The 21,690-nt window shown below is 72.2% G+C and carries 21 protein-coding genes; 12 read left to right on the top strand and 9 right to left on the bottom strand.

The window, feature by feature from the left end; all coding sequences use genetic code 11:
- Positions 1-21 precede the first annotated feature (21 nt).
- The 3 genes from MUB56_RS04210 to MUB56_RS04200 all read right to left on the bottom strand — a co-directional run bounded on the left by MUB56_RS04210 (position 22) and on the right by MUB56_RS04200 (position 3,035).
- The gene (locus tag MUB56_RS04210; RefSeq protein WP_244930667.1) at positions 22-1,176 is read right to left on the bottom strand and encodes a hypothetical protein; all 1,155 of its coding nucleotides are present in this window, start codon (positions 1,174-1,176) and stop codon (positions 22-24) included.
- A gap of 101 nt (positions 1,177-1,277) precedes the next feature.
- Positions 1,278-2,363, bottom strand: a complete 1,086-nt coding sequence (locus tag MUB56_RS04205) for an inositol-3-phosphate synthase (protein WP_244930666.1) — start codon at positions 2,361-2,363, stop codon at positions 1,278-1,280.
- An 84-nt stretch (positions 2,364-2,447) separates the two neighbouring features.
- The gene (locus MUB56_RS04200; RefSeq protein WP_244930665.1) at positions 2,448-3,035 is read right to left on the bottom strand and encodes a PadR family transcriptional regulator; all 588 of its coding nucleotides are present in this window, start codon (positions 3,033-3,035) and stop codon (positions 2,448-2,450) included.
- A gap of 185 nt (positions 3,036-3,220) precedes the next feature.
- Here MUB56_RS04200 and MUB56_RS04195 point away from each other — a divergent pair, with 185 nt between their 5' ends.
- Positions 3,221-5,443: a transglycosylase domain-containing protein gene (locus MUB56_RS04195; RefSeq protein WP_244930664.1), complete on the top strand. Its 2,223-nt coding sequence runs from the start codon at positions 3,221-3,223 to the stop codon at positions 5,441-5,443.
- Positions 5,440-6,876 carry a glycosyltransferase 87 family protein gene (locus MUB56_RS04190; RefSeq protein WP_244930663.1) on the top strand — a complete coding sequence of 479 codons (1,437 nt, stop codon included), beginning with the start codon at positions 5,440-5,442 and terminating at the stop codon, positions 6,874-6,876. Before MUB56_RS04195 ends, MUB56_RS04190 begins: the two co-directional genes overlap by 4 nt.
- On the opposite strand, the gene MUB56_RS04185 is transcribed toward MUB56_RS04190, so the two are convergent.
- Complete coding sequence (locus MUB56_RS04185; protein WP_244930662.1) at positions 6,837-7,895, bottom strand: alanine racemase; 1,059 nt, start codon at positions 7,893-7,895, stop codon at positions 6,837-6,839. The genes MUB56_RS04190 and MUB56_RS04185 overlap by 40 nt on opposite strands.
- Positions 7,896-7,897: 2 nt before the next feature.
- Positions 7,898-9,055, bottom strand: coding sequence for a peptidoglycan bridge formation glycyltransferase FemA/FemB family protein (locus tag MUB56_RS04180; RefSeq protein WP_244930661.1), 1,158 nt, complete (start codon positions 9,053-9,055; stop codon positions 7,898-7,900).
- Positions 9,056-9,203: 148 nt separating this feature from the next.
- Between MUB56_RS04180 and MUB56_RS04175 the strand changes: the two genes are divergently transcribed.
- The 5 genes from MUB56_RS04175 to MUB56_RS04155 all read left to right on the top strand — a co-directional run bounded on the left by MUB56_RS04175 (position 9,204) and on the right by MUB56_RS04155 (position 14,706).
- Positions 9,204-9,815 carry a sigma-70 family RNA polymerase sigma factor gene (locus tag MUB56_RS04175; RefSeq protein ID WP_244930660.1) on the top strand — a complete coding sequence of 204 codons (612 nt, stop codon included), beginning with the start codon at positions 9,204-9,206 and terminating at the stop codon, positions 9,813-9,815.
- Complete coding sequence (locus MUB56_RS04170) at positions 9,815-10,267, top strand: hypothetical protein (protein ID WP_244930659.1); 453 nt, start codon at positions 9,815-9,817, stop codon at positions 10,265-10,267. The genes MUB56_RS04175 and MUB56_RS04170 overlap by 1 nt, the downstream gene beginning before the upstream one ends.
- Before the next feature lie 7 nt (positions 10,268-10,274).
- On the top strand, positions 10,275-11,855 hold the full coding sequence (locus MUB56_RS04165) for a S8/S53 family peptidase (RefSeq protein ID WP_244930658.1): 1,581 nt from the start codon (positions 10,275-10,277) through the stop codon (positions 11,853-11,855).
- A 4-nt stretch (positions 11,856-11,859) separates the two neighbouring features.
- Positions 11,860-14,307 (top strand): CHAT domain-containing protein, encoded by a 2,448-nt coding sequence (locus MUB56_RS04160; RefSeq protein ID WP_244930657.1) that lies wholly within the window; start codon positions 11,860-11,862, stop codon positions 14,305-14,307.
- Positions 14,308-14,379: 72 nt separating this feature from the next.
- Positions 14,380-14,706, top strand: coding sequence for a hypothetical protein (locus MUB56_RS04155; RefSeq protein ID WP_244930656.1), 327 nt, complete (start codon positions 14,380-14,382; stop codon positions 14,704-14,706).
- Between the two features lie 56 nt (positions 14,707-14,762).
- Here the strand turns inward: MUB56_RS04155 and MUB56_RS04150 are convergent, their stop codons facing one another.
- Both MUB56_RS04150 and MUB56_RS04145 read right to left on the bottom strand, forming a co-directional pair.
- Positions 14,763-15,560: a deoxyribonuclease IV gene (locus tag MUB56_RS04150; RefSeq protein ID WP_244930655.1), complete on the bottom strand. Its 798-nt coding sequence runs from the start codon at positions 15,558-15,560 to the stop codon at positions 14,763-14,765.
- Between the two features lie 256 nt (positions 15,561-15,816).
- Positions 15,817-16,539 carry an SDR family NAD(P)-dependent oxidoreductase gene (locus MUB56_RS04145; protein WP_244930654.1) on the bottom strand — a complete coding sequence of 241 codons (723 nt, stop codon included), beginning with the start codon at positions 16,537-16,539 and terminating at the stop codon, positions 15,817-15,819.
- A gap of 100 nt (positions 16,540-16,639) precedes the next feature.
- Between MUB56_RS04145 and MUB56_RS04140 the strand changes: the two genes are divergently transcribed.
- Complete coding sequence (locus MUB56_RS04140; RefSeq protein ID WP_244930653.1) at positions 16,640-17,512, top strand: helix-turn-helix transcriptional regulator; 873 nt, start codon at positions 16,640-16,642, stop codon at positions 17,510-17,512.
- On the opposite strand, the gene MUB56_RS04135 is transcribed toward MUB56_RS04140, so the two are convergent.
- Positions 17,504-18,319, bottom strand: a complete 816-nt coding sequence (locus MUB56_RS04135; RefSeq protein WP_244930652.1) for a serine/threonine-protein kinase — start codon at positions 18,317-18,319, stop codon at positions 17,504-17,506. The two genes, MUB56_RS04140 and MUB56_RS04135, sit on opposite strands and share 9 nt — an antisense overlap.
- Positions 18,320-18,548: 229 nt before the next feature.
- Here MUB56_RS04135 and rpsF point away from each other — a divergent pair, with 229 nt between their 5' ends.
- The 4 genes from rpsF to rplI all read left to right on the top strand — a co-directional run bounded on the left by rpsF (position 18,549) and on the right by rplI (position 20,381).
- Positions 18,549-18,839, top strand: a complete 291-nt coding sequence (gene rpsF / locus MUB56_RS04130) for a 30S ribosomal protein S6 (protein ID WP_244930651.1) — start codon at positions 18,549-18,551, stop codon at positions 18,837-18,839.
- A 99-nt stretch (positions 18,840-18,938) separates the two neighbouring features.
- On the top strand, positions 18,939-19,499 hold the full coding sequence (locus tag MUB56_RS04125; RefSeq protein ID WP_244930650.1) for a single-stranded DNA-binding protein: 561 nt from the start codon (positions 18,939-18,941) through the stop codon (positions 19,497-19,499).
- A gap of 184 nt (positions 19,500-19,683) precedes the next feature.
- The gene (rpsR, locus tag MUB56_RS04120) at positions 19,684-19,920 is read left to right on the top strand and encodes a 30S ribosomal protein S18 (protein WP_090851440.1); all 237 of its coding nucleotides are present in this window, start codon (positions 19,684-19,686) and stop codon (positions 19,918-19,920) included.
- A gap of 14 nt (positions 19,921-19,934) precedes the next feature.
- A complete protein-coding gene (gene rplI, locus MUB56_RS04115) occupies positions 19,935-20,381 on the top strand; it encodes a 50S ribosomal protein L9 (protein WP_244930649.1) in 447 nt (148 codons plus the stop codon).
- A gap of 121 nt (positions 20,382-20,502) precedes the next feature.
- On the opposite strand, the gene MUB56_RS04110 is transcribed toward rplI, so the two are convergent.
- Complete coding sequence (locus tag MUB56_RS04110; RefSeq protein WP_244930648.1) at positions 20,503-21,639, bottom strand: hypothetical protein; 1,137 nt, start codon at positions 21,637-21,639, stop codon at positions 20,503-20,505.
- Positions 21,640-21,690 lie beyond the last annotated feature (51 nt).

The following is a 21,690-nucleotide window of genomic DNA, read 5'->3' as shown; positions in this document are numbered from 1 at the left end:
CCAGAAGGGGGCCAGTTCATGTCACTCGACGCGAAGGTGGTCGCGCACCCGCTGCTGCACCTCCAGCACGTGCGGGAGGTCGTGTACGACGTCCGCGGCGGACGGGGTGAGCTGTATCAGCCAGCGGTGCGGGGCCACCTCCTCGACCCGGTGGGCCGGGGTGCCGGCGAGCCGGTCGCGGCCGATCACGGCCTCCAGCTCCGGGCCGATCAGCTGGGCCCAGTAGACACCGGGCAGACCGGCCGCCAGATCCTCCTCGGTGAGCAGCACCCACGGGACGTCGGCGGGGTCGTCCGGGTCGTCGTGGCGCAGTCCGGTCGTGTCGGACGGCAGCGTCTCGGCCGGCGTCCAGTGGTGCAGGAAGGCGTAGCCGACGTCGAGGGCGGCCAGCGCCAGGAGCAGCCGGCCCGTGGTGGCGGCGTCGACGGTCGCCGTCAGCGAGATCTGGCTGAGCGTCTGTCCGGGTGTGCCGGCGACGGCCAGCTCCCAGGTGGCGGCCGGCTCGGCGCTCGCGAGCCACTGGGCCGACGGCCACCAGGGCGGGGGCGGATCCGTCGCCGTGAACGGACGCCACTCGCCGTCGACCTGCACGGAGCCCGGCCACAGCTCGGGGACGTCCGCGGTGAGCGCGTGCACCACCCGCAGCAGCTGGCGCCAGCCGGCCTCGTCGGGCGGGGCGCCGGGGAGCAGGGCGGTGAGGTACGCCCTCCCGGTGCCGAGGTCGGGGGCAGGGGCGGAGGCGACCGCCTCGGCCGGCGCCGGCGGGTCGACGCCGTCGAGCTCGACGAGCTCACCCTCGACGACGACGTGGCCGGAGCTGGCCGCGGCAAGAGCGGCCAGGACGGCGGACAGCACGTGCACGGCCGCCTCGTCCTCGGCCCCGCGGGCGATCTCGAACCGGGTCCACCAGGTGCTGCCGTCGGCATCCGTGGGTCGCGCGACGCCCAGGTCGGTGGTGTACGCCGCCACTCCGCCACCGGTGCGGCTCTCCTGCGGGCCGTGGAGGACCAGGCTCAGCCGCTCGGTGTCCACGCGGGTGACCCGTGGGTGCTCCTCGGGGCTGCCGGCGAGGGTGGCGTCACCCAGCGCCGAGCGGACGCCCGGGTCGGCGAAGAGCTCCTGCAGCACGGCCAGGGTCACTCGCTTGCCGCTCACCAGCATGATCTCTGCGCCCATCGGCGACCACCTCCGGCGAGGACGCTAGCGCCCGGGTACGACGAAGCCCCGCCCGACCTGGTGGTCGGGCGGGGCTCGGTCTGTCCTACGTCAGGAGGCGATCACTCGTCGCCGGCGATGAAGGCCTCGACGCGGCGGCGGCCCTCGTCGTCGGGGAGCTGCACCGGCGGGGACTTCATGAGGTACGACGACGCCGAGATGATCGGGCCGCCGAGGCCCCGGTCCTTGGCGATCTTCGCCGCGCGGATCGCGTCGATGATGATGCCGGCGGAGTTCGGGGAGTCCCAGACCTCGAGCTTGTACTCGAGGTTCAGGGGGGCGTCGCCGAAGGCGCGACCCTCGAGGCGGACGTAGGCCCACTTGCGGTCGTCGAGCCACGCGACGTGGTCGGACGGGCCGATGTGCACGTTGCGGTCGGAGATCTTGTTGGCCAGCTCGCCGGTCAGGTTCGAGGTGACGGCCTGGGTCTTGGAGACCTTCTTGGACTCCAGGCGCTCACGCTCGAGCATGTTCTTGAAGTCCATGTTGCCGCCGACGTTGAGCTGGTAGGTGCGGTCCAGCGTCACGCCGCGGTCCTCGAACAGCTTCGCCATCACCCGGTGGGTGATGGTGGCGCCGACCTGCGACTTGATGTCGTCGCCGACGATCGGGACGCCGGCGTCCTCGAACTTCTTGGCCCAGACCGGGTCGGAGGCGATGAAGACGGGCAGCGCGTTGACGAAGCCCACGCCGGCGTCGATGGCGCACTGGGCGTAGAACTTGTCGGCCTCCTCGGAGCCCACCGGGAGGTAGGACACCATCACGTCGACCTTGGCGTCCTTGAGCGCCTGGACGACGTCGATCGGCTCGGCGCTCGACTCGTCGATGGTCTGGCGGTAGTACTTGCCGAGACCGTCGAGGGTCGGGCCGCGCTTGACCTCGACGCCGAGGGTCGGGACGTCGGCGATCTTGATCGTGTTGTTCTGCGAGGCGTTGATCGCCTCGGAGAGGTCCTTGCCGACCTTCAGGTCGTCGACGTCGAGTGCCAGGACGAACTCCACGTCCTTGACGTGGTACTCGCCGAAGGCGACGTGCATGAGCCCGGGGACCGAGCCCGTCGGGTCGGCGTCCTTGTAGTACTCGACACCCTGGACGAGGGAGCTGGCACAGTTGCCGACTCCCACGATTGCTACGCGAACCGAACCCATCGGGATTCCTCTCCTGTCACTGCTGACGATGACGACTGTCGATGACTGTGTTGTCCAGGCCTTGTTTGTTGAGACCCGGTTTGTCTAGGACTGTGGTGCTGGCGGTGCCGGCGGCGCCGCGGGTGGGGGCAAGCCGGCACTTCGCTCGGCATTGATGAGGTCGGAGAGCCAGCGGACCTCGCGCTCGACGGACTCGACGCCGTGACGCTGCAGCTCGGCCGCATAGCGGTCGACCTCTTGCTCGGTCATCTTCAGCTCGCGCTGCACGCGGTCGAGCCGCTCCTGCAGTCGGATCCGGCGTCCCTCGAGGACCCGCAGCCGGATCTCCATGTCGGTGCGCCCGAAGAAGGCGAACCGGATGTCGAAGTTGTCGTCCTCCCAGGCGGTCGGGCCGACCTCCGTCATCAGGCGCTCGAACTCGCGGGTGCCGGCCTCGGTGACCTGGTAGACGATGCGCGGGCGCCGGGTGACCGGGGTGACCGTGGCGGTGGTCTCCTCGATGAGGGACCCCTTCAGCATCTTCTTCAGGGTCGGGTAGAGCGACCCGTAGGACAGCACCCGGCCCCAGCCGAGCATCAGGTTGAGCCGCTTGCGCAGCTCGTAGCCGTGCATGGGTCCCTCGTGCAGCAGTCCGAGGACTGCGAGCTCGATGGTCTCTGCACGACGTGCCACGCGACCTATCGTAGCGATATATCCGGCCGACGGGAATTCTCGTCGCATCGGGGCGCTGGTCTCGGCGCTCCGCCTCGGCCGTGAATTCTGGAATGAGACGTGTAGGCGCGGTTGCGTACCCTCTGTGGTGGCCGAGACCGACCGTCGTGTACAAACCCGACCCGAGACCCGTGGAGCTACCGCGCGTGAATGGCAAGCGCCGGGCCGCCGGCCCCGCTCAGAAGAAGGCCCCGAAGCCTCCCCGGACCCGCAAGCAGAAGGTGCTGCGGGTCGCCAAGTGGGTCGGCATCGTCGGGCTGGTGTGCACCCTGCTCGCGGCCGGCTCGTTCGTGGCGCTCTACCAGGCGATCGACGTACCGAAGCCGAACGAGGAGTTCCAGGACGAGACCACCGTCGTCAGCTACGCCAACGGTGACAAGCTCGGCACCTTCGCCACCCAGAACCGCGACATCATCCCGCTGGAGGAGATGCCGGAGAGCCTGCAGAACGCGGTGGTCGCCGCGGAGAACCAGTCCTTCTGGTCCGACAGCGGCCTCGACCCCAAGGGCATCCTGCGCGCGGCGTTCAGCAACGCCTCCGGCGGCACCACCCAGGGTGCGTCCACGATCACCCAGCAGTACGTCAAGATCCTCTACCTCAACCAGGACCGCTCCTACACCCGCAAGGTGAAGGAGGCGATCTTGTCGCTGAAGATCCAGCGTCAGCAGAGCAAGAAGGAGATCCTGACCAACTACCTCAACACGATCTACTTCGGTCGGGGGGCGTACGGCGTCCAGGCGGCCGCGCAGGCGTACTTCCGCAAGCCGGCCAGCGAGCTCACGCTGCGCCAGTCGGTGGTGCTGGCCCGAGTGCTGAACAACCCGACGGCGTACGACCCGGCCAACGGCGAGGCCGCCGTCGAGAGCCTCAAGGCCGGCTACGACTTCATCCTGGACGCCATGGTCGGCCTCGACTACCTCACCGAGGAGGAGTCGACCAAGGCCCAGCGGCGGCTGCCCAAGTTCCCGCCCGTGGTCAAGGAGGACTCGTACGGCGGCCAGCGCGGCCACATGCTCGCGATGGTCAAGGCGGAACTCGAGCGGCTCGGCTTCCCCGAGGAGGAGGTCGTCGGCAAGGGCCTGCGGGTGACCACCACGCTCACCAAGAAGGACATGGACGCGGCCGCCGCCGGGGTCAAGGAGGCGCGGCCCGAGGGGTTCAGCGACAAGAACCTGCACGTCGGGGTCGCGAGCGTCGAGCCGGGCACCGGCGCGATCCGCGGCTTCTACGGCGGCCAGGACTACCTGAAGTCCCAGCTGAACTGGGCGGTGGCCGGTGGCCAGGCCGGCTCGATCCTCAAGCCGTTCGCGCTGGCGGCCGGTATCAAGGACGGCTACTCCCTCAAGGACACCTTCGACGGCAACAGCCCGATCACCGTCGGCAGCACCGACGTCGAGAACCAGGGCAACAGCTCGTACGGCCGGGTCAACCTGATCAAGGCCACCGAGGACTCGATCAACACCGCCTTCATCGACCTCACCGACAGCATGCCGAACGGTCCCGAGAAGGTCGTCAAGATGATGAACGCGATGGGCATCCCCCCGGCGAAGGCGGGTCGCCGCGCGCCGGGCTTCCCCAGCCGCACCCGGGGCCTGGAGCCCAACGTCGGGGTCGCCCTCGGCAGCGCGACGGTCAGCCCGATCAACATGGCCACGGCGTACGCCACCATCGCGAACGAGGGCGTGTACGCCGCGCCGTACCTCATCGAGAAGGTCTTCGACAGTGGGGGCAAGGAGATCTACGTCCACGAGGCCAAGAAGAAGCGGGTCCTCGACGAGGACATAGCCGCCGACGTCTCGTACGCCATGCAGCAGGTCATCAAGACCGGCTCGGGCTCCGACGCCTCCGCCCTGGGCCGGCCGGCGGCGGGCAAGACGGGCACCTCGACCAACGACAAGGGCCGGGTCGTCTCGTCCTGGTTCAGCGGGTTCACGCCCCAGCTCGCCACCTCGGTGGTCTACGTCCGCGGCACGGGTGTCGAGCCGCTCGACGACTGGCTGCCGAGCTTCTTCGGCGGCGACTTCCCGACGGCGACCTGGACCGGGGTGATGACGCGGGCTCTGGAGGGCGAGGAGGTCCGCGACCTGCCGACCGCCGTCTACGTCGACGGCGACGCACCCGAGACCGGCCACGTGCCGTACACCCCGCCGCCGCCGAAGCCGTCCAAGAAGCCGTCCAAGAAGCCGTCGGACAAGCCGTCGAAGAAGCCGACCAGGGAACCGAAGCCGAAGCCGACGCCGACCCAGGAGCCGCCGCCCCCGCCGGTGCCGACGCCGACCCCGGAGGTGCCGACGACCCCGCCGGTGCCGACGCCGACCGATCCCACCCCGTCCGGGACGCCGATCGTGGGCGGGACCGGGCGCCGGTGAGCGACACCGTCCACCCCACGCACACCGACGGCGTCGTCGCGTCGGTGAGCGCGGGCGTGGGCGGGCCCCTCGGCACGCGCGCCGGCCGCCACCGCTGGTGGACGCCGGTGCGGGTGGTGCTCGCGATCGCGGCGCTGACCTTCGCGCTCGGGATGGTGCAGAAGTCGTCCTGCTACGACGACACCTGGACCGACGGCACCCAGCGCTACACCCAGATGTGCTACTCCGACCTGCCCTACCTCTACACCGGGCGCGGGTTCGCCGAGCTGGCCTGGCCCTACGACGACGACCTCGACGTGCGCAGCCGTTACGAGGTGATGGAGTACCCCGTCGGGATCTCCTACTGGGCCTGGGCGACCGCCAAGGTCACCCACCTGATCACCGGGTCGCCCGACGTCTCCGAGCGCGCCCAGCGGCCCACGGCCGAGCTCTTCGGCGACCCCGAGATCCAGCGGGAGATCCGAGCCTTCGTGATCGTCAACGCGATCGGCTTCGCCGCCCTGGTCCTGCTCGCCGCCTGGCTGCTGGCGCGGGTCGACCCACGCCGGCCCTGGGACGCCGCGATGTTCGCCGCCTCACCGGCTCTCGCGCTCACGGCGCTGGTCAACTGGGACCTGGCCGCCGTCGCGCTGGTCGCCGCGGCGATGTGGGCCTGGGCGCGGGACCGCCCGGTGCTGACCGGCGTGCTGATCGGCCTCGGCGCGGCGACGAAGCTCTACCCGCTGTTCCTGCTCGGCGCGGTGCTGGTGATCTGCCTGTGCGACAAGCGGGTGCGTGACTTCCTCGTGACGACCGCCGCGGCCGTGGTCGCCTGGGTGCTCGCGAACGCCCCGGCGTACCTCCAGGGACCCGAGGAGTGGAAGGTCTTCTGGACCTTCAACTCCGACCGCGGCGCCGATCTCGGCTCGGTGTGGCTGGTGATCTCCCAGGCCACCGACGGCGTCGACGCCTCGACCATCAACACCTGGTCGTGGCTGCTGTTCGGAGCCTGGTGCGTGGGGGTCTTCGTGCTAGGCGTCCTCGCCCCCGAGACGCCGCGCTTCGCCCAGCTCGGCTTCCTGATCGTGGCCGGCTTCCTGCTGGTCAACAAGGTCTACTCACCGCAGTACGTCCTGTGGCTGCTGCCGCTGGCGGTGCTCGCCCGGCCGCGCTGGCGCGACCAGCTCGTGTGGCAGGCGACCGAGGTGTTCTACTTCGCGGCCGTGTGGTGGTACCTCGGCGGGTTCCTCGCGCCGGGCGGTGGCGGGGACGGCGGCGTCTACTGGGTCGCGATCGTGCTGCGGATGGCGGGCGAGCTCTTCCTCGTCGGCCTCGTCGTGCGCGACATCCTGCTGCCGCGCTACGACCCGGTCCGCGTCGACGCTGACCGGCTCGGGGAACCCCCCGAACCGTCTCAGGACACGACGACGCGGTCGAACGTCGTGGCGGTGTAGCGCACCCGCACCTGAACCTGCTCGCCGACCTCCGGCACCCGGGGGCCGTGCGGCAGGAAGAGCATCGAGGCCTGCATGTGCGGCGGCTCGGCGAAGAGCCGTTGCTTGCCGTCGATCGAGAACGGCGAGCGCACGAACCCGACCGCGTCCAGGCCGCCGCGGGCCAGGGTGGCCGCGCGGGCCCGGATGCTCTGGTCGCCGGTCGGCGCCTCGAGCCCGATGCCGTGGGCGGTGCCGCCGCTGACGACGAGCAGGTGGCCGGACTTGGGCGCGGTGCGGCTGCGGTAGCCGAACGCGTCCCCGCGCTCCACCTCGTGCACGTCCAGGACCGTCGCGGTGACCTGCAGCGCGTCGCGGGCGCCGAGCCACAGCCCGGTGCCGATCCGGGGCCGGATGTCGTAGTCGGCGTACGACGCCCGCAGCTGGGCGAGCTCGGCGTCGGTCAGGTGGCTGACCCAGACCGTGCGGGTCGGCAGCTCGGCCGCGACCACGTCGTTCATCAGCCGGTCCACCTCGGAGAGGTGCGAGCCCTGCTCGAGCGGCAGGTGCAGGGCGATGCCCTCGAGCCGGGCGCCCGGGTGCCGGTCGTGCAGCAGGCGGGCCGCCGCCCACAGCTCGCGGGCCGAGAAGCCGTGCCGCTGCATGCTGGTCATCCGCTCGAGCACGAACCGGGCGTCGGGCTGGCGGTCCAGCAGGTCGGTCAGGTCATCGGTGCGGCCGAGGGTGTGCACGATCCGGTGCGCCAGGGACGGGTCGGTCTCGAGCGCCGCGCCGAAGGGTCGCCACGGGGTGAGCACCAGCAGGTCGCCGTCGAAGCGGGACGCGACGTGCGGCAGTTCGTCGTACGTCCCGACGGCGAGGGTGTCGACGCCCAGCCAGGCGGCCTTGCGGGCGAGCCGGCCGAGGGTGAAGCCGTAGCCGTTGCCCTTGGCGACGGGGACCAGGCCGGGGTGGGTCTCGGCGACGGCGCGCAGGTGGGCGCGCCAGCGGGGGCCGTCGACGGTCAGGGTGAGGGACATTCTCAGCGTCGCTTCATGTAGAGGTCGAAGGCGGCGTAGAGAGCCCGGTTGAGCGGGAGGTCCCACTCTCCGGCGTACTCGACCGCCTCGCCGCCGGTGCCGACCTTGAACTGGATCAGCCCGACGTGGGAGTCGTCGGAGTCGAGGGTGTCGGTGATGCCGCGCAGGTCGTATACGTGCGCGCCGGACGCGAGCGCGTCGCGCATCATCGCCCACTGGACGGCGTTGGAGCCGCGGACCTCGCGCTTCTCGGTGGAGGAGGCGCCGTAGGAGTACCAGGAGTGGGTGCCGACCCGGACCGCGATGGTGGCGGCGACCAGGTCGCCGTCGTGGCGGGCGAACCAGAGCCGGAACCGGTCGGGGTCCTCGTTGGTGAGCGCGTCCGTCATGGTGCGGAAGTACGACAGCGGGCGCGGCGTGAAGTGGTCGCGGCGGGCGGTGTGGACGTAGAGCTCGTGGAACGCCTCGAGGTCGTCCTTGCTGTCCGCGTCGGTCGAGCCGACGGTGACCTCGACGCCCTCCTTCGCCGCCTTCTTGATGTTGCGGCGCCAGAGCTGGTTCATGCCCTTGAGGACGTCCTCCTCGGTGCGGGGCGCGCCGTCGGCGTCGACGAGCGGGACCTGGAAGACGTACTGCGGCTGGCCCGCTGCGAAGCCGCCCTCGGTGACCTGGGGACGCCAGCCGAGCTCGTGCAGCTGGGCCACCACGCGGGCGCCGGTGGCGTCCCGCTCGGTCGGCGGCAGGTCGCCGAGGCGTCGTACGGCGGGGTCGGCGATGCCCTCCTTGACCTGGGCGGCGGTCCAGCGGCGGGTGACCACGGGCGGGCCCATCCGGACGCCGAACGCGCCCTGCTTCTTCAGGTGCGCCGTCATCGGGGTCAGCCAGGCCGAGAGCTGCTCCGTGTCCCAGTCGATGACCGGACCCTCGGGCAGGTAGGCGAGGTAGCGCTTGAGCCGGGGGAGCTGGCGGTAGAGCACCAGCGCGGCGCCGACGAGCTGCCCGCCGTCGTACCAGCCGAGCGACTCGCGTCGCCACTCCGCCTTGACCTGTCCCCAGGCGGGGGTCTGCAGGAACGAGGCCGAGGGTCGGGTCCGCAGGAACGCGAGGTGCTCCTCGGGGGAGATCTCGCGGACGCTGAGGGCGGAGCCGGGGGAAGTCACGGCCCCGAGGCTAGTTGACCGGTCCCGGCCGGTCTGAACACCGTGGCGCGCGGAGGTGGTCTGCACCACTATGTGGGTGGGGGCACATCGGAGGTATCAGGACGAGCGCGTCCTGCTCCTCGGGAACGTGATGGTGCTGGAGGCGAGGATGGCGGCGAGTCGAGCGACCGGACGGGTCGCGACCGGGGCGGGCGCGCCCCCCGATCGGCTGTGGGTCGACGCGGGACACGCGTTCGAGCGCTGGCTCGGCGGAGACCCGGCCGGGCTCGACGAGCTGGTCCGGCTGATGACCCCCGTGCTGTGGCACGTGGTCCGCGCCTACCGGCTTCCCCAGGAGGCCGCCGAGGACGTCGTCCAGACGACGTGGCTGGCACTGGTGCGCCGTCGTACGACGATCGCCGACCCGGCCGCCGTCGGGGGCTGGCTGACCACGACGGCGCGGCGCGAGTCCTGGCGGGTGGCGAAGTCCGACCAGCACGTCATGCCCGCGGCCGACGAGGAGCTGGCCGCCCGGCTGCCCGCCGATCGATCCGCCGAGGCCGACGCGGTCGAGAACGACTCCCGCTCGCGGCTGTGGCACGCGGTCGACGCGCTGCCCGAGCGGTGCCGGCGACTGCTGCGGGTGGTCGCGTTCGAGCGGCGTCCCGACTACCAGGCGCTGGCCAGCGACCTGGACATGCCGATCGGCAGCATCGGGCCCACCCGGGGCCGCTGCCTGGCCAAGCTGCGCGTCGCCCTCGTGCAGGCGGGAGAGATCTGATGAGCGAGATGAGTCGTGAGGACCTGCTGGACCTCGTACGCCGGGTCTACGAGGAGCGCGACCCGGTCCCCGACGGCCTGGTCGCCCGGATGCAGGCCGCCGCCGCGTTTGCCGCGAGCGACCTGGACGCGGAGCTGCTCGGGCTGATGGAGCTGGTCGAGCGCTCCCAGGAGCTCGTCGGCGCGCGCGGGACCGCGACGTACACGCTCCGGTTCGTGTACGGCGACACCGACCTGCTGGTCCGCGTCGCCGTCGACGACGGCCGCTCCCGCATCGACGGCTGGATCGTGCCGCCCGAGCCGATGACCGTCCGCGCCGGCGAGCACGCGGCGACCGTCACCGACACCGGCCGCTTCGAGCTCACCGGCCTGCCGCTGGGCCTGCTCCGGCTCAGCCTGGAGCCGCACGACATCGCCCGCCCGGCCTTCTCCACCCCCACCTTCGAGATCTGAGGAATCCATGGCCCAGCCCGACGACGAGAAGCGCCCCGCGCCCCGCAAGCCGCTCGACCGGGACCCGAACCCGCCGCCGCGGGACACGATCGCCGGGGTCGAGGGCCGGGTGCTCGACCCCGCCACGGCGATCGCCGTGAAGGGCGTCCTGCCCCGGCCGACCGTGTACGTCGGGCCGCGGCTGCTGATCTCGAAGTCGGTCGACTTCGACGACGCGCTGTACGTCCTGCGGGTGGTCGCGAAGCCGCTCGGGTGGGACGTGGTGCCCGAGCGGGAGGACCCCCGGACGGTCGGGCTCCGCCATGGCGTGCGTCCGGTCCGTCTCGTGGTGGCATCCCACCACGCCACGATCGCGCCGGACGGCTGGACGCTGCTCCAGCAGACCCGGGCACAGCTGGGCGTCGATGCGGTCCGGGGCGTCGGGCTCGAGCACGTGGTGTTCTCCGGGTCCGTCGAGAGCAACCCGTACCACGCCGGGAATCCCTACCACGCCGGGAATCCGTACCACGCGGGAAACCCGTACCACGCCGGGAACCCGTACCACGCCGGGAACCCGGTCGCGACCTATGCCGAGCCGGGGTCCGGTGGCCGTCAACCGGTCGCCTACGTCGGACCGGCACCGGTCAGGTCCTCGCCCGGATCCGGGCGGCGTCCGGTGGTCGCGATCCTCGATACCGGATGCGGGAGTCACCCCTGGCTCGACCCGGTGGTGACGACCGGCGTGACCCTCGACGGGCACGCCATCGGATACGACGACCCGACCACTGACCCCGAGCTCCACGGCGACCTGGAGGGCGCGCTCGACGGGGTGATCGATCCGCTCTCGGGCCACGGGACCTTCATCGCCGGCCTGGTTCACCAGGGTTGTCCCGACGCCGACATCCTGAGTTGGCGAGTGGTGCCCTCCGCCGGCCCGATCGTGGAGTCCGACCTGGTGGCATCGCTCGCCCAGATCGCCGAGCTGGCGCGACGGCACCGGGACGGGGAGGAGGGCGGCCGGGCGATCGACATCCTCAGCCTCTCGATGGGCTACTACCACGAGACACCGGAGGACGAGCTCTTCGATCCGACGATGCACGACATCCTCGCCGATCTCGCCGCCGGCGGGACCCTGGTGGTGTGCTCGGCCGGCAACGACGCGACGAGCCGACCGAGCTTCCCCGCGGCATTCGCTCCGTGGTCCGACGGCACCGGGCCGTTCGCGGCGTCCGCCGAGCGGTTGCCCATCGTGTCGGTCGGGGCCCTGAACCCGAACGGGGTCACCGACGCGCTGTTCACGAACGCCGGGCCCTGGGTCCGGGCCCACGTCCCGGGGGCGGCGGTGCTCAGCACCATGCCGTCGTTCGAGGGCGGGCTTCAGTCGGCGGCGCGCACGACCGCCTTCGGGCGAGTGCGCGAAGCGCTGGACCCGGACGACTTCCGGAGCGGCTTCGCGGTCTGGAGCGGCACGTCGTTCGCCGCCCCACTCCTCGCCGGACGGCTGGCCGCGCGGATCGGGTGCGGGATCACGGACGGTGACGACCCGGCCACGGCGACCGACCGCGGCTGGCAGGCACTGGAGGAGTTGACCTCTCTCACGCCAGACTAGGCGGGTGTCGACGGCCGGCGAGCTCCATCAGCGCGGCGTCGCAGCGACCAACGCGGGACGGTACGTGGTCGCCCGACGACTGCTCCTCCGGGCCCGCGACGCGGCTACCGAGACTCAGCTCGAGGCGGAGATCGAGTCCAGCCTCGCGCACGTCGAGGCCGAGACCGGCGACACGGCAGCGGCGCTCCAGCGGTGCGAGCAGGTGCTCGCGGCGACGGTGCTGGACGACCGGATCCGCGGCTCCGTCCTGAGCCAGCGCGCGATGCTGCTGATGCTCAGTGGTCGCACCAGCGACGCGCTCACCGACTTCGCGGCCGCGATCGCGTTGCTGGGCGACGAGCACGCCCTGCTCGGTCGCGCCCTCCTGAACCGCGGGGGCGTGCACCTGAGGCACCAGGACCTTGAGCTCGCGAACGTCGACTTCGATCGTGCGATCCCACACCTGCAGCTCGCGGGGCTGGAGGTCGAGGCCGCGATGGCCCGTCACAACCTCGGCTACTGCCGGCTCCTGGCAGGCGAGCTCGTCCAGGCCCTTGCCCTCATGGACGCCGCCGCGCCGGTGCTCGCGCCGCTGAGCCCGGTCAGCGAGGCGATCGGACAGCAGGATCGTGCCGAGGCTCTGCTGGCGGCCGGCCTGGAGGCCGACGGTCGGCGGGCACTCGAGGCCGCAGGCCGTGCGTACGGCGTACGGCGCCTCCGCCGGCGACAGGCCGAGGCAGAGCTGGCCCTGGCGCGTGCCGTGCTGTTCCGGGACCCGGCCGAGGCGATGGTCCGGGCCCGGCAGGCCGCCCGCCGCTTCCGCCGAGTGAACGCCCCCGCTATGGCGGACCGCGCGGAGTCGGTGCGGCTGGTCGCCGAGTTGCGAGGTCACCGACTCGTCTCGGGACGGGTGGACGAGGCAGAGGGGCTGGCGCGATCGCTGGCCGCGGACGGGGCCGGCTGGGACTCGCTCAGTCTCCGTTTCCAGGTGGCCGGCGGCCTCGCCCGGTTGGGACAGGTCGACGGCGCGCGGACGCGACTGGCCGACCTGAGGATCGGGCGCCGCTCTCCGCTTGCGGTGCGACTGCTGGCCCGGGAAGCACGTGCCGAGCTCGCCGCCGCCGAGGGCAGGCGCCGCGATGCCCTGCGTCATCTCCGCTCCGGTCTGGTTGACCTGCACGCGTGGCAGAGCTCCTTCGGCTCGCTCGACCTGCAGACCGGCGTCGCGGGACAAGGCGTACGTCTCGGGGTGCGTGGTCTGGCTCTGGCCGTGGATTCTCGGAGGCCGGCTGTGCTGCTGGAGTGGTCGGAGAGGGCGCGGATGCTGGCGAGCCGGGTCCAACCGGTGCGGGCACCCGAGGACGAGGAGTTGGTCGCCGATCTGGCCGAGCTGCGCGGGCTCGCGAGCGGTGAGGGCAGCCACGACGCGGCCCGCGAGGGTGAGCTGCGGCAGCGGGTGCGCGAGCGGGCCTGGCAGCACCGCGGGTCCGGCGAGGTCGCCGACCCGGTCACGCTTCCCGAGCTCCGCTCCGCGCTCGACGCGGAGACGGCGCTCGTGGCCTACGTCGTGACGGCCGAGGCGCTGGTCGCGCTCGTGGTGACCGACGCCGGAGCGACCTGGGTCGACCTGGGCGTCCGCGGTGTCCTCGACGACCTCGTGGGCGGCCTGCTGCCCGACCTCGACGTGGCCGCGGCCGACCTGTCCGAGCCGATGGCGGGCGCGGTCCGCGGCGCGCTCGCCGTACGCCTCGACCAGCTGGCGGCACTGCTGGTCGCGCCGGTGCTGGAGGCGGTCGGCGAGCGGCGGGTGGTGCTGACGCCGTCCGGAGTCCTGGCGGGTGTGCCGTGGACCCTGCTGCCCGGGTACGTCGGCCGCCCCGTCACGGTCGCGCAGTCGGCGACGTCCTGGCTGGCCCGTCGTACGACGCCGCTGCGGACGACGACGGCCGGCTTCGTCGCCGGGCCGCGGGTGCTGCGCGCCGAGGACGAGGTGAACGCCGCCGCGAAGGAGTGGCCGTCCGCCCGGGTCCTGGTCGGTGCGGCCGCCACCGCGGGCGCGGTCTCGGAGCTCGCGGAGCAGGTCGACGTCCTGCACGTCGCGGCCCACGGCCGGCACTCGGCCGAGAACCCGCTCTTCTCCGGGTTGCTGCTGGCCGACGGGTCGTGGTTCGGCTACGACATCGACCGGCTCCGCGCGGTGCCCGATGTCGTGCTGCTCTCCGCGTGCGAGGTCGGCCGTTCGACGGTGCGGTGGGGCGAGGAGCTGATCGGCATGTCCGCCGCATGGCTGCACGCCGGCGCGCGCTGCGTGATCGCGTCGGCGGCCGCGGTCAACGACCAAGCGGCGTACGACGTCCTGGTCGCCGTCCACCAGCAGCTCTCCACCGGCGTCGATCCGGCCGCGGCACTGGCCGCGGCGGTGCCGGCCGTCTCGACCGGCACCGCCCCGGTGCCGTTGGTGTGCTTCGGCTGAGCCCGTCCCCGGCGTATCAACCGGGCGGCGGTCCGCTCCTGATCCTCAACAACTCAGTTCGAGGAGGCAGTCGTGTCGATCGCCACGAAGCAGCGGATCAGTCATCACGTGCTCGAGGACCCCGCGTCCGGGCAGGTGATCGACGCCGGGGTGGGCAGCTGCGTGCAGCTGGTCTTCCGCCGGCGGCTCGGCGCCAGCCGGTGGCACGTGGCGGAGCGGCCGTCGTACCTCGTGCCCATCGAGGACGACGGGCACGTGTTCTCCTTCCTCGTCTTCGGGTCCGAGGAGCTGACGACGGCTGAGGGCACGCTGCGGCTGGTGCGCCAGCGCAGCGGCCGGCCGGACTCCGCAGAGGTGCGCTGCCTGACCCTCACGGTCGCGGGCCCGGTTGGTCCCTGACTCCCGCCGGGTCGCGGGCGTGCCGAATCTCAGGGACCAACGCGGGAACGCTGCGGTCAGAGCCGCTCGCGCAGCCAGTTGAAGTCGGCGACGTGCGCGTCGGCGGGGCCGGGGGTCTCACAGATCACCGGGGCGCCGGCGTCGCGGACCACGGAGGCCAGCAGGTCGGGGTCGATCCTGCCGGCGCCGAAGTTGGCGTGCCGGTCGGCGCCGGAGTCGAACTCGTCGCGGCTGTCGTTGCAGTGCACCAGGTCGATCCGGCCGGTGATCGCCTTGACGTCCTCGACGACCGTCTCGAGCGCGTTGCCGCCCGCGTGGGCGTGGCAGGTGTCGAGGCAGAAGCCGACCATGTCGAGCTGGTCGGTCTCGGCGATCGCCGCCCAGACCCCGGAGATCCGGTCGAGGTAGCGGGTCATCGCGTTGTCGCCGCCGGCGGTGTTCTCGATCAGCAGCGGGAGCTTGAGGTCGGTCGCCTCGATGGCCTTGCGCCAGTTGTCGAACCCCTTCGCAGGATCGTCGGCCTTGTTGACGTGACCGCCGTGCACGATCAGGCCCTTCGCGCCGATCGAGGCCGCCGCGTCGACGTGCTGCTGGAGCAGCTTGCGGCTGGGGATCCGGATCCGGTTGTTCGTCGTCGCGACGTTGATGATGTACGGCGCGTGCACGTAGAGGTCGACGCCGGCCGCCTCCGCGTCCGCCTTGAGACCCTCCGCGCCCCCGGCGTACGCGAACTCGGGGCCCTGGTAGCCCTGCGGGTCGCCGAGGAAGAACTGCACCAGCGGCGCGTTGCGGGCCTGCGCCTCCGCGATCGGGTCGGTCTGGTCGACGTGGGCTCCGATGGCGATCTGGCTCATGTGCCCATCGTAGGAAGAGGTGGGGACAGTGCGGGTGGGGCCGGGGGTGTGCGCAGGCTCATCACGGTATGCAGCCGAACCCGCACCTCCCACGGTGGGCACGCCGTGGGAGGTGCGAACTGGCCTGCATACCGTGATGAACCTGGGGCGGATGAGACGCCGGGCGTCGGGCACAGGACCTGCTGCGACACGCCGCCCCCGGGGCGCGGGTCGCCGAGCTCCGGGACGCGGGGTCGACGTACACCTCCCGTGACGCTCAGCGCGGGATCACGCCGTACCGGTCGAAGTGCGCGCCCGGCACGTGGTCGGCCGACGCGGCGGTGACGATCGCGTCGGTTCCCTCGGTGACGGTCTGCCGGCCGGCGTGCCCGTTGAGGTCCGTGGCGGTGTAGCCGGGGTCGACCGAGGACACCCGCACCTCGGGAAGAGCCTTCGCGTACTGGTTGGCGATCATGTTCAGCGCCGCCTTGGAGGACTGGTAGACGATCCCCGGCACGCCGAACTCGTCGCGCGACGGGTCGTTGTTGAGGGCGATCGAGCCCAGGCCGCTGGAGACCATCACCAGGCGCGGCCGCGCCGACGCGCTCAGCAGCGGCAGGAAGGCCCGGGTCACCCGGACCGGCCCGAGCACGTTCACGTCGTACGTCGAGGCGAAGTCGGCGGCGGTCGTCTCCAGGGTGCTCGTGAACGAGCCGATGATGCCGGCGTTGTTGATCAGGACGTCGAGGCCGGTGCCCGCTGCCGCGACGACGTCGTACGCCGATGCGACGGACGCCTCGCTGGTGACGTCGAGCTCGACCGTCCGCAGGTCGGCGTCGGGCTGGTCGGCCCGGAGCTTGTCGGCGGCCTCGGTGGCGGCCCGGGTGTCGCGGGCGGCCATCCAGACGGTCCAGCCGAGGGCGGCGAGGCGGCGTGAGGTCTCGAGGCCGAGGCCCTTGTTGGCGCCGGTGATCAGGACGGTGGTGCTCGTGTCGGTCATGCCTCGATCCTGCGTCGGTCCGAGTGGCGCTGACAGGACCTGCTGGTCGTGGGACCGGGCGTCCTACCCGGCGTCGTCGAAGCCGGGGCATCCTGGGGACGTGAAGCCGAACCGCACCGAGCTGGCGACCGTCCTGAAGCGGGCGCGCGAGCGGATCCGCCCCGAGGAGGTCGGCCTGCCCGCCGGACTGAACCGCCGGGTGCCCGGACTGCGGCGCGAGGAGATCGCGATGCTGGCCGGGATCAGCGTCGACTACGTGGTCCGGCTGGAGCAGGGCCGCGGGCCGCATCCCTCCGAGCAGGTCATGGGTTCGCTGGCCCGCGCGCTGCGACTCGACGACGACGAGCGCGACCACCTGTTCTCGCTGGCCGGCGTCGCCCGGCCGCAGGCCGGCCGGATCTCGTTGCACGTGAAACCGAGCGTGCTCCGGTTGATCGATCGGTTCGCCGACCTGCCCGCGATGGTGGTGAGCGCCAAGGGCGACATCCTCGCCTGGAACGCCATGTCCGCCGCGCTGCACGGCGACTGGTCGCGGATCCCGCTCGAGCGCCGCAACCGGATGCGGCTGCGGTTCCTGCCGGACCCGCGCGACCCCGCGCGGACGCCGGTGGGCGGTTCGCCCGACGAACTGGAAGCCACCGTGCGGCAGGGCGTGGCCAGCCTGCGCACCGCCAGCGGCCGCTACCCCGACGACCCGGGCCTGCAGCGGCTGCTGGCGGACCTGCTGGCGAGCTCGGCGGAGTTCCGCGAGCTGTGGGAGACGACTCCCGCCCGCTGCCCGCGCACCCACCGCAAGACGCTCGTCCATCCGAGCCTCGGCCCGGTGACCCTGGACTGCGACACCCTGCACCTGCCCGACGACGACCAGATGCTCATCGTCTACTCCGCCGCGCCCGACACCCCCGAGGCGGAGGCGCTCGCGCTGCTGCGCGTCATTGGGACCCAGCGGCTCGAACCGACCGCGTCACCGTAGCCAGCCGAGCCGACCCCGCGTCCCGGCCGGCGGCCCCGGCGGGTCCGGACCGAGCCGGTCGGGGACGACGGGCCAGTCGCCGCCGCGGCGTACCGGGAGGGAGCGGAGGCGCTCCAGCGCCACCTGGGCCGTGGGGCGCAGCCGGGCCTCGGGCCGGGTCATCGAGTCGAGCAGGGTCGTCACCGCGGCCGGGCCCCGGAGCAGGCGGCGGCCGGTGACCCCGAGCGCGTAGACGTCCTGCGCCGGGTCGGGCGGGGCGCCGCGCTCCTGGTCGGGTGCGAGGTAGCCGACCGTGCCGACCGGCCCGATGCTCCGGAACACCACCCCGTCCGCGGCGGAAGCCACGCCGAAGTCCGCGAGCCGGAGGTGCGGGCGGCCGGCGCCGGTGGGCTCGAGCAGCAGATTCGCGGGCTTCACGTCGCCGTGCACGACCTCGGCGGCGTGCACCGCGACCAGGGCCTGGAGCGCCTGGTCGAGGAGGACGACGGCGAACCCCTCGGGCAGCGGGCCGGCGCCGAGCAGGCCGCGCACCGAGCCGCCGCGGACCAGCTCGCTGACGATCACCGCGACCTCGTCCTCGGCCGCCCAGCCGCGCGGTGCGAGCACGTGCGGGTGCCGGATCCGCAGCGCCTGCTCGCGCACGAAGCGCAGCAGCAGCGCCTCGTCGTACCTGCGGAGCAGCTTGGCGGCGACGTACCGCTCCTCGCGCAGGTCCCACGCTCGCCAGACCGCGCCCGTCCCGCCGAGGCCGACCCGGTCGGCGAGCAGGTAGCGCCCCACGATCGGGGGTGGGCGGGTGCGGGCCATCCCGCGACGCTAGCCACGGCCGCGGACAGGCGCGGACCGCAATCCACAGGATTGGGAGGGAGTGCGGCGCCGCTGCTAGCCTGTGCTGTCCGCTGCGCCCTGCCCACCGACGGGACCAGGTCGCCGCGTGACCTCCACCTCGATCCAGCCCGATCCGGATCGTCGTGGGGACGCTGCACCCTCCTGCCACGGAGAGACCGTGGCCGCCGAGTCCAAAGGAGGACGCGCTTTGCGCGCTTACGAAGTCATGGTCATCCTCGACCCCAGCCTCGAGGAGCGGACCATCGGTCCGTCGCTCGACAAGTACCTCAACGTCATCCGCAAGGACGGCGGCTCGGTCGAGTCCGTCGACGTGTGGGGTCGCCGCCGGCTGGCCTACGAGGTCAAGAAGAACGCCGAGGGCATCTACGCCGTCATCTCGCTGAACGCCGAGCCGGCCACGGTCAAGGAGTTCGACCGCCAGCTCACGCTCAACGAGTCGATCCTGCGCACCAAGGTCATTCGCCCCGACGCTCACTGAGCGTCTCCTGTGGACGACCCCTTCCGGCTGTCGGCGCGCTGCTCCACGATGGGCGCGACGACGACCGGACACGATCAGACAAGAAGCTGAGGAGACCTCATGGCAGGCGAGACCGTCATCACGGTGGTGGGCAACCTCGTCGACGACCCGGAGCTGCGCTTCACCCCCTCGGGTGCGGCAGTGGCGAACTTCCGGATCGCCTCGACACCGCGCACCTTCGACCGGCAGACCAACGAGTGGAAGGACGGCGACGCGCTGTTCCTCTCCTGCTCGGTCTGGCGGCAGGCGGCGGAGAACGTCGCCGAGTCGCTCCAGCGGGGGATGCGCGTCATCGTCCAGGGCCGGCTCAAGCAGCGGTCCTACGAGACCCGCGAGGGTGAGAAGCGCACCGTCGTGGAGCTCGAGGTCGACGAGGTCGGTCCCGCTCTCGCCTTCGCCACGGCCAAGGTCACCCGCGCCTCGCGCTCGGGCGGCGGCGGTGGCGGCTACTCCGGTGGTGGCGGCGGTGGGGGCCAGTCCCGCCCGCAGCAGCCCAGCGGCGGCAACGACCCCTGGGCCACCCCGGCTCCTCAGGGTGGCGGCTCCGGCGGCGGTGGCGGGGCTCCCGCCAACGACCCGTGGGGCGCCCCCGGCGTCGGCTCGGAAGAGCCGCCGTTTTAACGCCCTTCCGCTGAGCCTGCGAAGCGGAAGACCCAGGCGGAAAGGTCGAGTGGCGCCACGGCTGAGCGAAGCGAAGCCGTGACGCGCGTATCGAGACCCTCCTCTCGCGTCTGATCGAGATTCACCCAATCGAATCCCTCAACCATTCCGGCGCGAGCCGGGCTTCTAGAAAGGAAGCACCACAATGGCCAAGGCAGTGATTCGCAAGCCGAAGAAGAAGGTTTGCCAGTTCTGCAAGGAGAAGGCGGGCGGTGTCGACTACAAGGACACCACCCTTCTTCGCAAGTTCATCTCCGACCGCGGCAAGATCCGCGCGCGTCGCGTGACCGGCAACTGCGTCCAGCACCAGCGGGACGTGGCGATCGCGGTCAAGAACGCGCGTGAGGTTGCGCTCCTGCCCTACACCTCTACCGGTCGCTGAGAGGGGACGGACGCATGAAGATCATCCTGACCCAGGAGGTCACCGGCCTCGGTAGCCCCGGCGACGTCGTCGAGGTGAAGGACGGCTACGGCCGCAACTACCTCGTCCCGCGCGGTGTGGCGATCCGTTGGACCCGCGGTGCCGAGAAGACCGTCGAGTCGATCAAGGCCGCCCGCGCCAGCCGCGCGGTGCGCGACCACGACCACGCGGCGCAGATCAAGTCCAAGCTCGAGGCCCAGGCGGTCTCGGTCAAGGTCCGCTCGGGCCAGGGCGGCCGCCTCTTCGGCGCCGTCACGGTCGCCGAGATCGCCGGCGCTCTCACCGAGGCCTCCGGCGAGCCGGTCGACAAGCGCACCATCGTCCTCGGCAACCCGATCAAGGCTCTGGGTTCGCACGAGGTCTCGGTCAAGCTGACCGACGAGGTGTCCGCCACGGTGGCCCTCAACGTCATCCCCGCCTGACCCACGTCTGATCCAGCAGGGCCCGTTCCTCCTTTCGGGAGGGACGGGCCCTGCTGCGTCCGGTCGCCTGGGTTCGGCACGCCGGTCACGACCTCGCAGGCTCAGTCGATGCGCCAGGATGTCAATGCGCGAGGATGCCGTCGAGGCGGACCGGGCCGCGCAGGACCCGGATCTCGATCCGGCCGCGCTGCGGGGTGGCCCGCTCGTCGCGCAGTCGGAGCTGGTCGTGGGGCCTGGCGGCGGCCCGCCGCAGGTCGACCCGCTGGCGTTTCCCGCCGTACCTGAGCTCGACGACGCCGGCCCTCGGCCCGGTCGCGGCGAGCAGCCGGAGCTCGCGGAACCGGCCCGCCCCGACCACGAGCCGGGCGCCGCGGGTGCTCGCCTGCAGGTAGTCGCCACCGAGGTAGCCGCCGCGGCGGACCAGCTTCCAGCCGGGGGCGCGACCGCGGGGGGCGAGATTCATGGGTACGGCGAACCGCGTCGTCGCCGGCGTCGGGTCGACGTTGCCGGCCGGGTCGACGGCCTGCACCCGGAGCTCCTGGTCGCCCGGCCGCAGCGAGCGCAGGGTGGTCACGCCGCCAGCGCAGGGGGCGGCCGCGCCGTTGACGGTGCATCGGAAGGTGGCCGTCTCGGTCGCCGCGAGCCGGAATCGCGGGCTGGCGGTGCTCACCATCGGCAGCGTCGGGCGCAGCCGGTCCTTCGGCGTGCCGGACAGCAGGGTGTCGGGGGCGACGGTGTCGACCTGGAAGGCCAGCCTCGCGGGTGAGACGTCGTGGTCGCCGGCCGACTCGTCGCCGAACCCGTTGAGCAGGTCGCCGTCGGACCAGGCGATGGCGGCGTCGGCGCTGTCGACGGCGCGCACCCACAGGACGTACGGCACCGAGGTGGTCGTGAGCCCGCGGAAGACCCCGTCCGTCGGGCAGTCGGACCACTCGTCCTCCGTCGGCGGCGCCGGGTCCAGGGCGAGCGAGCACTCGAGGGCGATCGGATCGGTGTCGGCGTCCGTGTGGTGGCCGGAGAGCCCGACCCGCAGGGTGTGCTTGTTGACCCAGCCGCCAGGACCGAGCCGAGGGGCGGTCGTCCCGATCGCCGTCTCCGGCGGGGTCGTGTCGTCACACCCGCCGGGGGCGAAGATCGGGACGACGGAGACGTCGTGGAGGCAGCCCGGCTCCGCCTGCGCGGGTGACGCGGCGACCGCCGGGAGCGCGACGCCTCCGAGCAGCAGGGTGAGGGCGACGATGCGGGGCCGGTGGGTCACGCGGGTTCCTCCAGGGGTGTGACGACGGACTCAGGCCGGACAACGCGAGCG

The sequence above is a fragment of the Nocardioides sp. W7 genome, from assembly GCF_022919075.1.
Lineage (GTDB): Bacteria > Actinomycetota > Actinomycetes > Propionibacteriales > Nocardioidaceae > Nocardioides.
Note: the sequence above shows the minus strand (reverse complement) of the source record. Positions and strands in the feature narration are given on the sequence as shown.

Excerpts from the sequence above, each read along its gene's own strand:
- MUB56_RS04210 (WP_244930667.1), bottom strand. The coding sequence starts at position 1,176 with ATGGGCGCAGAGATCATGCTGGTGAGCGGCAAGCGAGTGACCCTGGCC.
- MUB56_RS04205 (WP_244930666.1), bottom strand. The coding sequence starts at position 2,363 with ATGGGTTCGGTTCGCGTAGCAATCGTGGGAGTCGGCAACTGTGCCAGC.
- MUB56_RS04185 (WP_244930662.1), bottom strand. The coding sequence starts at position 7,895 with ATGTCCCTCACCCTGACCGTCGACGGCCCCCGCTGGCGCGCCCACCTG.
- MUB56_RS04175 (WP_244930660.1), top strand. The coding sequence starts at position 9,204 with ATGGCGGCGAGTCGAGCGACCGGACGGGTCGCGACCGGGGCGGGCGCG.
- MUB56_RS04170 (WP_244930659.1), top strand. The coding sequence starts at position 9,815 with ATGAGCGAGATGAGTCGTGAGGACCTGCTGGACCTCGTACGCCGGGTC.
- MUB56_RS04165 (WP_244930658.1), top strand. The coding sequence starts at position 10,275 with ATGGCCCAGCCCGACGACGAGAAGCGCCCCGCGCCCCGCAAGCCGCTC.
- MUB56_RS04150 (WP_244930655.1), bottom strand. The coding sequence starts at position 15,560 with ATGAGCCAGATCGCCATCGGAGCCCACGTCGACCAGACCGACCCGATC.
- MUB56_RS04145 (WP_244930654.1), bottom strand. The coding sequence starts at position 16,539 with ATGACCGACACGAGCACCACCGTCCTGATCACCGGCGCCAACAAGGGC.
- MUB56_RS04135 (WP_244930652.1), bottom strand. The coding sequence starts at position 18,319 with ATGGCCCGCACCCGCCCACCCCCGATCGTGGGGCGCTACCTGCTCGCC.
- MUB56_RS04125 (WP_244930650.1), top strand. The coding sequence starts at position 18,939 with ATGGCAGGCGAGACCGTCATCACGGTGGTGGGCAACCTCGTCGACGAC.
- rpsR (WP_090851440.1), top strand. The coding sequence starts at position 19,684 with ATGGCCAAGGCAGTGATTCGCAAGCCGAAGAAGAAGGTTTGCCAGTTC.
- rplI (WP_244930649.1), top strand. The coding sequence starts at position 19,935 with ATGAAGATCATCCTGACCCAGGAGGTCACCGGCCTCGGTAGCCCCGGC.